The sequence below is a fragment of the Streptomyces sp. NPDC014656 genome (assembly GCF_043084305.1).
Lineage (GTDB): Bacteria > Actinomycetota > Actinomycetes > Streptomycetales > Streptomycetaceae > Streptomyces.
Window position 1 is genome coordinate 219,358 of sequence record NZ_JBIBZN010000014.1, and the last position, 9,749, is coordinate 229,106.

General features: G+C 70.7%; 11 protein-coding genes. 5 read left to right on the forward strand and 6 right to left on the reverse strand.

Translation table 11 applies throughout. The features are described from left to right. Window positions 1-56 precede the first annotated feature (56 nt). The gene (locus ACF1ED_RS28545) at window positions 57-461 is read left to right on the forward strand and encodes a pyridoxamine 5'-phosphate oxidase family protein (RefSeq protein ID WP_391765229.1); all 405 of its coding nucleotides are present in this window, start codon (window positions 57-59) and stop codon (window positions 459-461) included. Between the two features lie 253 nt (window positions 462-714). On the opposite strand, the gene ACF1ED_RS28550 is transcribed toward ACF1ED_RS28545, so the two are convergent. Next, a complete protein-coding gene (locus ACF1ED_RS28550; RefSeq protein ID WP_391765231.1) occupies window positions 715-1,044 on the reverse strand; it encodes a (2Fe-2S)-binding protein in 330 nt (109 codons plus the stop codon). Next, window positions 1,041-1,259, reverse strand: a complete 219-nt coding sequence (locus ACF1ED_RS28555) for a hypothetical protein (RefSeq protein ID WP_391765233.1) — start codon at window positions 1,257-1,259, stop codon at window positions 1,041-1,043. The genes ACF1ED_RS28550 and ACF1ED_RS28555 overlap by 4 nt, the downstream gene beginning before the upstream one ends. A gap of 133 nt (window positions 1,260-1,392) precedes the next feature. Here ACF1ED_RS28555 and ACF1ED_RS28560 point away from each other — a divergent pair, with 133 nt between their 5' ends. Next, entirely contained in the window at window positions 1,393-2,373 is a 981-nt protein-coding gene (locus ACF1ED_RS28560; protein ID WP_391765234.1) for a helix-turn-helix transcriptional regulator, read from the forward strand. Between the two features lie 5 nt (window positions 2,374-2,378). Further along, window positions 2,379-2,849: a hypothetical protein gene (locus tag ACF1ED_RS28565; RefSeq protein WP_391765236.1), complete on the forward strand. Its 471-nt coding sequence runs from the start codon at window positions 2,379-2,381 to the stop codon at window positions 2,847-2,849. Window positions 2,850-2,993: 144 nt separating this feature from the next. Here the strand turns inward: ACF1ED_RS28565 and ACF1ED_RS28570 are convergent, their stop codons facing one another. Genes ACF1ED_RS28570 through dnaK form a run of 4 tightly spaced genes read right to left on the reverse strand, consistent with a single transcriptional unit; the run spans window position 2,994 to window position 7,125 of the window. Then, window positions 2,994-3,461, reverse strand: a complete 468-nt coding sequence (locus ACF1ED_RS28570) for a heat shock protein transcriptional repressor HspR (RefSeq protein ID WP_391765238.1) — start codon at window positions 3,459-3,461, stop codon at window positions 2,994-2,996. A gap of 4 nt (window positions 3,462-3,465) precedes the next feature. Continuing rightward, entirely contained in the window at window positions 3,466-4,644 is a 1,179-nt protein-coding gene (gene dnaJ, locus ACF1ED_RS28575) for a molecular chaperone DnaJ (RefSeq protein ID WP_391765240.1), read from the reverse strand. A 34-nt stretch (window positions 4,645-4,678) separates the two neighbouring features. Then, window positions 4,679-5,293 carry a nucleotide exchange factor GrpE gene (gene grpE, locus ACF1ED_RS28580; RefSeq protein WP_391765242.1) on the reverse strand — a complete coding sequence of 205 codons (615 nt, stop codon included), beginning with the start codon at window positions 5,291-5,293 and terminating at the stop codon, window positions 4,679-4,681. Next, entirely contained in the window at window positions 5,290-7,125 is a 1,836-nt protein-coding gene (gene dnaK / locus ACF1ED_RS28585) for a molecular chaperone DnaK (RefSeq protein ID WP_043221304.1), read from the reverse strand. The genes grpE and dnaK overlap by 4 nt, the downstream gene beginning before the upstream one ends. Window positions 7,126-7,380: 255 nt before the next feature. On the opposite strand from dnaK, the gene ACF1ED_RS28590 reads away from it, so the two are divergent. Then, window positions 7,381-7,902, forward strand: a complete 522-nt coding sequence (locus ACF1ED_RS28590; protein WP_391765244.1) for a sugar transferase — start codon at window positions 7,381-7,383, stop codon at window positions 7,900-7,902. Between the two features lie 156 nt (window positions 7,903-8,058). Next, a partial coding sequence (locus ACF1ED_RS28595) for a (Fe-S)-binding protein (protein ID WP_391765246.1) occupies window positions 8,059-9,749 on the forward strand: 1,691 nt, incomplete at its 3' end.

Genomic DNA, 9,749 nt, shown 5'->3' on the forward strand with positions numbered 1-9,749 from the left:
TGAGTCTATTCCGCTCAAGGTATCGGCGCCGGGGGCGGCGGCGGTAGTTTCCGGGCATGGCGACTGACCCGAGGAACCCCACGGACTCGTACCTCAGCTTCTGGCGCGAGTACCACATGTGCACCCTGACCACCCCGCGCCCGAACGGCACCCCGCACGTGGTGGCCGTCGGCGTCACGTACGACCCCGAGAACGGCCTGGCGCGGGTCATCACCAACAAGCACAGCAGGAAGGTCGCGAACGTCCTGGCGGCGGGCGCGGAGGGCGCGCCGGTCGCGGTCTGCCAGGTCGACAAGGGCCGCTGGGCCACCCTGGAGGGCGTCGCCCGGATCCGCACGGAGGAGGCGGAGGTCGCCGACGCGGTGGCCCGCTACGCGGACCGCTACGGCCGCACCCCGACGCCCAACCCCGACCGGGTCGTCATCGAGATCACCCTCACCCGGGCGATGGGCCGCGCGTAGCGGGAACGGGACCGGGGGCCGGGGCCGGGCCGGACCGGGGGCGGAACCGGACCGGGAACGGGACCGGGTCCGGGGGCCGAGGGCGAGGCCCGAACGGGGGCAGGACCGGATCGGGCCGGATCGGGCCGGGGCCGGGCCGGATCGGGCCGGGGCCGGAACGGAGAAGCACAACGGCGCCATCGCGTTTCAGGTCCGCGATGGCGCCGTTGTGTGGGGGAAGCACCTGGGCGATCTACAACGACGGGGGAATCGCTCAGGCGCTGCGGGGGGTGGCGGTGATGGTCTCGGGCTCGAACCTCGCCCCGACCGGCTGGTGGTCGCGCTGGTCCAAGTTGACGAAGATCATGCCGTACCTGATGGCACAGCGGACGGGCTGCGGGGCGCCGCGCGGGCGGCGGAGGCATCGATAGGCGCGAATGTCCTCGTCGTCCTCGCGGACGATGACGATCGGCTCACCGAAGAGGGTGACCTTCAACGACTCGCCACGGCGCGGCACCGCGGTGACGAGGTCGATGAAGTGCCACCCGGACCGGTAGGCACTCGCCATCTCGCGTCGGAAACGAGGGTCTTCGGGAACCGTCATGCCCTCACGGACCCCCATCCGGGATCGGCGGCCGGCGCCACACCCCAACCGGGATCGGCGAGGGCGACGACCTGGCGCAGACCCCAACCCGGGTCCGCCTTCACGACCTTCGTCTGCGAACCCCACCCCGGGTCCTGGGTCACCGTGACCGCGCCCACAGCTGCAGCAGCCACCAGCGCGACACCGACTACGGTGCGTATGAGCTTCTTGGACATGACCGAGCAACCTCACTCGAAGGTGTGTAACTACCTGCTCCCCCGCAAGTCACGACGATCGCTCACTCGTCCCGTTTCCACCACTCGCCCAATGCATCATGTTCCTGTAATGCAAGAGCCTGGGGGTGTACGTATGCGGATAGAGCCCGACGAAAAGGTGCATTCTCACACGCACGCAGACCTGTGCGAACCGGGCACTCGGCTCTACGCGGAGGCCCTCAGAGGAGGCCGGATCGCCCGTTCCGACATCTCTTCCGCTCCCTGCCTGATGGAGCTGGACCTGCTGCGTCCCGACCCCGACGACGCCGAATGGCTCCGTCCAGTGGCCCCTTCGGCCGCCCTCGCCCGCCTCCTCGACCCGCTGGAGAAGGAGATACAGGAGCGGCGGCGCCAGACCGTCACCCTCGCCGACGCCTTCGAGCCCTTCATGGCCCTCGGCGCACGCGACCCGTCGATGACCCACGCCATCACCGTCCTCGAAGGACTGGAGCGGATCAACGACAACCTGGACCGCGCCGTGGCCGAATGCACCTCGGAACTGCTCACGGTACAGCCGGGGAAGGGCCGCAGCGCGCACACCTTCGGCGAAGCCCTGCGCCGGGTGCGGCCGTTGCTCGGCCGGGGCATCAAGATGCGCACGCTCTACCAGCACACCGCGCGCCACCAGCCCATCACCCTGGCGTACCTGGAGCGCATCGGACCCGAGGTCGAGGTCCGCACGCTGGAGGAGATCATCGACCGGCTCATCATCGTCGACCGCAAGGTCGCCTTCGTGCCGGCCAGCCGCGACCGCACCATCGCCCTCGAACTGCGCCACCAGGGGCTCGTCGAGTACCTCGGCGGGGTCTTCGACCAGTTCTGGCTCCAGGCGACCCCGCTGGACGCGCCCGTCACGTACCAGCCGCAGCTCAGCGGCATCAGCGGCGTCCAGCGCTCGATCGCCGCGCTCCTCGTCGAGGGCCACGTCGACGAGGCCATCGCGCGCCGGCTCGGCATGAACGTCCGGACCTGCCGGGCGCACATCGCCAAGCTCGCGGCCACCCTGGGGAGCGGCAGCCGGGCCCAGCTCGGGTACCTCATCGCCCGCTCCGGCATCCTCGAACGGGACAACTGACCATCGTGCACGCACACGTCGCGCTCGACGGCCCCGCGGGCACCCTCCGGGTCACCGGGGCCGGGCTGCCCCCCGTGGAGCTCGTACGGGCCCCGGGGACGCCCCCCGACGCCCACACGCCCATCGGCACCCGCAGGGCCGCCCTGCTGACGCTCACCGTCGACGGCGCGCCCGCCGTGATCCGGCCCTCCCGCGGGCGGCTGCTGCGGCGCTCGTACCGGGTGGACGTCCGCGCCGGCGGCCACCGCTACCGGCTCGTGCCCTGCTCCTACGGGGAGAGCCGGCTCAGCCGGGACGGGCGGCGGATCGGCACCCTGAGCTCCGACGGCGACGGACGGGTCGTCGACGACTGGGACGGCGGTCCCACCCCGCTCGACCTGGCCGTCGGCACCGCGCTGGCCGCCGCCTTCGGCACCGGCGCCGCGCCCTGGTGGGAGACGGCGGGCGACATCGTCGGCGAACTCATCGCACCCTGACCGCCCGGACGTCCGACGCGAGGACGGGCGGATGCGAGGACGGCCCGACTCGGGGGCAAGGGGGCGGGGACGGGCGCGCGGGGCCCCGGAAAGCCGGAACGGCCCCCTTCGCCGGAAGGGGGCCGTACGGAGTCGGGCCGGAGGCTACTCGCCGCGCTTGGGCGCCGGGCGCCAGACCACCAGCGCGCTCGCCTGCTGCACGTCCTGGTACGGGACCAGGTCGCGCCGGTAGGAGGCGTGCACCTGGGCCTCGCGCTGCCGCATCGCGGCGGCCGCGCCCTCGACGGCCGAGGAGAGCTCGGCGACGCGGGCCTGGAGCGCGGCGACCTGGTTCTCCAGCTCGATGATGCGCTTGATGCCGGCCAGGTTGATGCCCTCGTCCTGCGACAACTGCTGCACCTGGCGGAGCAGTTCGATGTCACGGGCCGAGTAGCGGCGGCCGCGGCCGGCCGTGCGGTCCGGGGAGACCAGACCCAGCCGGTCGTACTGCCGCAGGGTCTGCGGGTGCAGACCCGACAGCTGGGCCGCCACCGAGATGACGTACACCGGGGTCTCGTCGGTCAGTTCGTACGCCCTGGCGCCGAAGCCCGGCTGCCGTCGTCGTCCTTCCACCGCGTCACGCTCCCTTCGCCGCCTGGAACAGCTCCGCCCTGGGGTCCGTCGAGGCGGTCGCCTCGCGGTAGGTCTCCAGGGCCTCGCGGGCCTTGTCGTCCAGCTCCGCCGGCACCGCGACCTCGATCGTCACCAGCAGGTCGCCGCGCGTGCCGTCCTTGCGGACCGCGCCCTTGCCCCGGGCGCGCATGGTCCGGCCGTTCGGGGTGCCCGCGGGCAGCTTGAGAGTGACCGCGGGGCCGCCGAGGGTCGGGACCCTGATCTCGCCGCCGAGCGCGGCCTCCGTGAAGGAGACCGGCACGGTGACGGTGAGGTTGTCGTCCTTGCGCCCGAAGACCGGGTGGGCGTCGACGTGCACGACGACGAACAGGTCGCCGTGGGGTCCGCCGCGCTCGCCCGGGGCGCCCTTGCCGCGCAGCCGGATCTTCTGGCCGTCGGAGACGCCCGCCGGGATCCGGACCTGCATGGTCCGCGAGGACTTGGCCCGGCCGGAGCCCTTGCAGACCTCGCAGGGGTTCTCGGCGATGAGGCCGCGGCCCTTGCAGTCCACGCACGGGTCGGTGAGAGAGAAGCCGCCGCCGCTGCCGCGCGAGACCTGGCCGGTGCCGACGCAGGTGGGGCACACCCGGGGGGTGCCGTTCTTGTCGCCGGTGCCGGAGCAGGCCGTGCAGGGCTGCTGGCTGGACATCCGCAGGGGCACGGTCGCGCCCTCGATGGCCTCGGTGAAGCTGAGCGTCACCTCGGACTCGATGTCCTGGCCGCGCCGGGGCTGGGTGCGGGCACCCGCGCCGCCGCCGCGGTTGAACAGGCCGCCGAAGACGTCCCCGATGCCGCCACCGCCGCCGAAGCCGCCGGCCCCGCCCTGGGCGCCGCCCCCGAAGAGGTCGCCCAGGTCGAAGTTGAACGAGCCGCCGCCCCCGGGGCCGCCGGCCCTGAAGCCGCCGTTCCCGAAGAGGGCGCGCGCCTCGTCGTACTCCTTGCGCTTCTTGGGGTCGCCGAGGACGTCGTTCGCCTCGGAGATCTCCTTGAAGCGCTCCTCGGCCTTGGTGTCGCCCTTGTTGGCGTCCGGGTGGTTCTCGCGGGCGAGCTTCCGGTACGCCTTCTTGATCTCGGCCTCGGTGGCGTCCTTGGGGACGCCGAGGACCTTGTAGTAGTCCTTCTCGACGAAGTCCTTCGTGCTCATCGACGTCCCTCCTCCCGCGCGCGGGTGTGGCTGCTTACTCGCTGTCCTTCTCGGCGGAGTCTTCCGACTCCTCGGCCTTCGCCTGGGCGCCCGGCTGGGGCTCGGCGACGGCCACGCGGGCGGGCCGGACGGTCCGCTCGCCGATCCGGTACCCCGGCTGCAGGATCGCCACGCAGGTCGTCTCGGTGACGTCCGGCGCGTACGAGTGCATCAGGGCCTCGTGGATCGTCGGGTCGAAGGGCTCGCCCTCCTTGCCGAACTGCTGGAGCCCCATCTTGGCGACGACGGTCTCCAGCGACTCGGCGACCGACTTGAAGCCGCCCACGACCTCGCCGTGCTCCCGGGCCCGGCCGATGTCGTCGAGGACCGGGAGGAGCTCGGTCAGGAGGCTCGCCACGGCGATCTCCTTGACCGTGACCCGGTCCCGCTCGACCCGGCGCCGGTAGTTCTGGTACTCGGCCTGGAGCCGCTGGAGGTCCGCGGTGCGCTCGGAGAGCGCCGTGCGGGCCTGGTCCAGCTGGGCCAGGAGAGCAGTGTCCGTCACGTCCCCGGCCGGGGCCGCCGCGTCCTCGGGGGACTCGGCGGCCTCGGCGGCGTCGCCGGAGGGGACGTCGGGCTTCTCCTCGAAGCCCGGAGTCTCCTCGCTCACGCCTGGCCGTCCTTCTTGGGCTCGTCGTCGACGATCTCGGCGTCGACGACGTCGTCGTCGGCCTTCGCCTCGCCGGCGGGGGCGCCGGCCTGGGCGGCCTGGGCGTCCGCGTACATGGCCTGGCCGAGCTTCTGCGAGACGGCCGCGACCTTCTCGGTGGCGGTGCGGATCTCGGCGGAGTCCTCGCCCTTGAGCTTCTCCTTCAGCTCGGCGAGAGCGGCCTCGACCTCGGACTTCACGTCGCCCGGGACCTTGTCCTCGTTGTCCTTGAGGAACTTCTCGGTCTGGTAGACGAGCTGCTCGCCCTGGTTGCGGGACTCGGCGGCCTCGCGGCGGCGGTGGTCCTCCTCCGCGTACTGCTCGGCCTCCTGGCGCATCCGGTCGACCTCGTCCTTCGGCAGCGAGGAGCCGCCGGTGACGGTCATCTTCTGCTCCTTGCCCGTGCCCAGGTCCTTCGCGGTCACGTGCATGATGCCGTTGGCGTCGATGTCGAAGGCGACCTCGATCTGCGGGACGCCGCGCGGGGCCGGCGGGAGGCCGGTCAGCTCGAACATGCCGAGCTTCTTGTTGTACGCCGCGATCTCGCGCTCGCCCTGGTAGACCTGGATCTGCACGGACGGCTGGTTGTCCTCGGCCGTCGTGAAGATCTCGGACCGCTTGGTCGGGATCGTGGTGTTGCGCTCGATGAGCTTGGTCATGATGCCGCCCTTGGTCTCGATGCCGAGGGACAGCGGGGTCACGTCGAGGAGCAGGACGTCCTTGACCTCGCCCTTGAGGACACCGGCCTGGAGGACGGCGCCGATGGCGACGACCTCGTCCGGGTTCACGCCCTTGTTGGCCTCGTTGCCACCGGTCAGCTCCTTGACGAGCTCGGCGACGGCCGGCATGCGGGTCGAGCCGCCGACCAGGACCACGTGGTCGATCTCGGAGAGGGCGATGCCCGCGTCCTTGATGACGTTGTGGAACGGGACCTTGCAGCGCTCCAGGAGGTCCGAGGTGAGCTGCTGGAACTGGGCGCGCGTGAGCTTCTCGTCCAGGTGCAGCGGGCCCTCGGCGGAGGCCGTGATGTAGGGGAGGTTGATGGAGGTCTCGGTCGAGGAGGAGAGCTCGATCTTCGCCTTCTCGGCCGCCTCGCGCAGGCGCTGGAGCGCCATCTTGTCGAGGGCCAGGTCGACGCCGTGACCGTTCTTGAACTGGGTCACCAGGTAGTCGACGACGCGCTGGTCCCAGTCGTCGCCACCGAGGTGGTTGTCACCGTTGGTGGCCTTCACCTCGACGACGCCGTCGCCGATCTCCAGGAGGGACACGTCGAAGGTGCCGCCACCGAGGTCGAAGACGAGGATCGTCTGGTCGTCCTTGTCGAGGCCGTAGGCCAGGGCGGCCGCGGTCGGCTCGTTGACGATGCGCAGGACGTTGAGGCCCGCGATCTCGCCGGCCTCCTTGGTGGCCTGGCGCTCGGAGTCGTTGAAGTACGCCGGGACGGTGATGACCGCGTCGGTGACCTTCTCGCCCAGGTAGGCCTCGGCGTCGCGCTTCAGCTTCTGGAGGATGAAGGCGGACATCTGCTGCGGGTTGAAGTTCTTCCCGTCCAGCTCGATCTTCCAGTCGGTGCCCATGTGGCGCTTCACGGACCGGATGGTCCGGTCCACGTTGGTGACCGCCTGGCGCTTGGCGACCTCGCCGACGAGCACCTCGCCGTTCTTGGCGAAGGCGACGACGGACGGCGTGGTCCTGGCGCCCTCGGCGTTGGTGATGACGGTGGGCTCGCCGCCTTCCAGAACGCTGACGACGGAGTTAGTCGTACCCAGGTCGATGCCGACCGCACGTGCCATTTCGATTCCTCCAGCTGACTGACTTGAGTGGAACTGACTCAAGGATGCATGACGGAACGCGGGGCGTCAACAGACCTGAGTCGAGGGCGCTCAACTCTTCGCCGTTCCGGTCGCTCAAAGAGACGCGCGGGGCGCGTCGCTACCTGACGCGCGGCGGGGGAAGTGGCAGAGTCCTGGTGCCCCTTGTCGGGCAAAGCAGGCAGAGCAGGCATATCCCACGAACATCCCATGATCTCAGGCGGAGGGGACCGGGGCATGACGGCGAACCATCGCGGGGCCGACCTCAAGCGCGGCTTCGACCTGCTGGGCGGTACGGCGCTGCTGCTGCTCCTCTCGCCGCTGCTCGGCGCGGCCGTCCTCTCCCTCGCGCTCGCCCAGGAGGGCCCCGCCCTGCGCCGCCGCACGGTGGCGGGGCGGGACGGCCGGCCCTTCACGATGCTGACCCTGCGCACCCGGAGCCCGCTGGCCGCGCTGCCGCTGCTGCTGCACGTCGTACGGGGCCAGATGTCGCTCGTCGGGCCGTGCCCGCTCTCCCCCACCCACCGGGAGTGCACGGGCGAGGCGCGGCGCCGGCTCTCGGTCCGACCGGGGCTGACCGGCCCGTGGCAGATCAGCGGCCGCTCCGACCTGCCCTGGGAGGAGCGCGAGCTGCTGGACCTCCACTATGTGGACCACCACTGGCTCGGCATGGATCTGGCCGTTCTGGCGCGTACGCTTCCAGCAGTCCGCCGACGTCGTCTCCGTCGCGCCTCCGCCCGCGCGGCAAGGCTTGCCTGAGCGACACAGATCACCGCGAGGGCCGCTACAGCGCGGCGCCGGGAACCGGTAATCTCAGCACGGACTAATTAAGTTACCGCTTAGTAGGCTCAGGGCGAGGGCGAGGCGAGCACAGGCCGCGCCGACCGCGCCCCAGGCCCGCCCGAGGAGCCCGTCATGCAACTCGCCGCGATCATCGTGTCGCTGACGCTGACCGTGGTCGGCGTTGCCCTGCTCGCTCGCGCCATCGGCCAGTTCGTCAAGTACTTCAAGCTCGGACAGCCGGTCCCGGCCGGCACCCGCACGGACAACCCCTACCAGCGCAGCGTCACCCTGGTCCGGGAATTCCTGGGCCACACCCGGATGAACCGCTGGGGCATCGTCGGCTTCGCCCACTGGTTCGTCGCGGTCGGCTTCCTGACACTGCCGCCGACCCTCGCGCAGGCCTTCGGCCAGCTCTTCCAGGCCGACTGGACGCTGCCGGTCATCGGCGGCTTCCTGCCCTTCGAGCTCTACATCGAGTTCATCGGCGTCATGACGATCCTCGGCATCGCCGTCCTGATCGTCATCCGCCTGCTGAGCCTCCCGGGCCGCGCCGGACGCAAGTCCCGCTTCGCCGGCTCCAAGGCCGGCCAGGCGTACTTCGTCGAGTACGTGATCCTCACCATCGGCCTCGCGATCTACGTGCTCCGCGGCCTGGAGGGCGCGATCCACCACGTCGAGGGCTACGAGGCCGCGTACTTCGCCTCGTACCCGCTCGTCCTGCTCTTCAAGGGCCTGTCCCTCTCCACCCTCCAGACGCTCATCTACTTCACCGCCATGGTGAAGATCAGCACCTCGTTCATCTGGATGATCGTGGTCTCGCTGAACACCAACATGGGCGTCGCCTGGCACCGCTTCCTCGGCTTCCCGAACATCTGGTTCAAGCGCAACGCCGACGGCGCCACCGCGCTCGGCGCGCTCCAGCCGATGACGACCGGCGGCAAGCCGGTCGACTTCGAGGACCCGGGCGAGGACGACGTCTACGGCGTCTCCCAGGTCGAGCAGTTCTCCTGGAAGGGCCTCCTCGACTTCTCCACCTGCACCGAGTGCGGCCGCTGCCAGTCGCAGTGCCCCGCCTGGAACACCGGCAAGCCGCTCTCCCCCAAGCTCCTGATCATGTCGCTGCGCGACCACGCGCACGCCAAGGCGCCGTACCTCCTCGCGGGCGGCGGCAAGGACATGGAGGGCAACGAGAAGGCCACGGCCGAGCAGCTCAAGGACGTGCCCGCCGCGGCCCTCGCCGAGGCCGAGCGCCCGCTGATCGGCACCGTCGAGGAGAACGGCGTCATCGACCCCGACGTCCTGTGGTCCTGCACCACCTGCGGCGCCTGCGTCGAGCAGTGCCCGGTCGACATCGAGCACATCGACCACATCGTCGACATGCGCCGCTACCAGGTCATGATCGAGTCCGCCTTCCCGTCGGAGGCCGGCACGATGCTGAAGAACCTGGAGAAGAAGGGCAACCCCTGGGGCCTGGCCAAGAAGCAGCGCGTCGAGTGGACCAAGGAGGTCGACTTCGAGGTCCCGATCGTCGGCAAGGACGTCGAGGACCTGTCCGAGGTCGACTACCTCTACTGGGTCGGCTGCGCCGGCGCCCTGGAGGACCGCGCCAAGAAGACCACCAAGGCCTTCGCCGAGCTGCTGCACATCGCGGGCGTCAAGTTCGCGATCATGGGCGGCGACGAGAAGTGCACCGGTGACTCCCCCCGCCGCCTGGGCAACGAGCCGCTGTTCCAGCAGCTCGGCCAGGAGAACGTCGCCATGCTGAACATGGCGTTCGGCGAGGACGACGAGGACGAGTCGACGAAGAAGCCGAAGTCGGCGAA

Coding starts and splice junctions, on each gene's coding strand:
- ACF1ED_RS28550 (WP_391765231.1), bottom strand. CDS start 1,044: ATGACGGTTCCCGAAGACCCTCGTTTCCGACGCGAGATGGCGAGTGCC.
- dnaK (WP_043221304.1), bottom strand. CDS start 7,125: ATGGCACGTGCGGTCGGCATCGACCTGGGTACGACTAACTCCGTCGTC.
- ACF1ED_RS28545 (WP_391765229.1), top strand. CDS start 57: ATGGCGACTGACCCGAGGAACCCCACGGACTCGTACCTCAGCTTCTGG.
- ACF1ED_RS28555 (WP_391765233.1), bottom strand. CDS start 1,259: ATGTCCAAGAAGCTCATACGCACCGTAGTCGGTGTCGCGCTGGTGGCT.
- ACF1ED_RS28560 (WP_391765234.1), top strand. CDS start 1,393: ATGCGGATAGAGCCCGACGAAAAGGTGCATTCTCACACGCACGCAGAC.
- dnaJ (WP_391765240.1), bottom strand. CDS start 4,644: ATGAGCACGAAGGACTTCGTCGAGAAGGACTACTACAAGGTCCTCGGC.
- ACF1ED_RS28590 (WP_391765244.1), top strand. CDS start 7,381: ATGACGGCGAACCATCGCGGGGCCGACCTCAAGCGCGGCTTCGACCTG.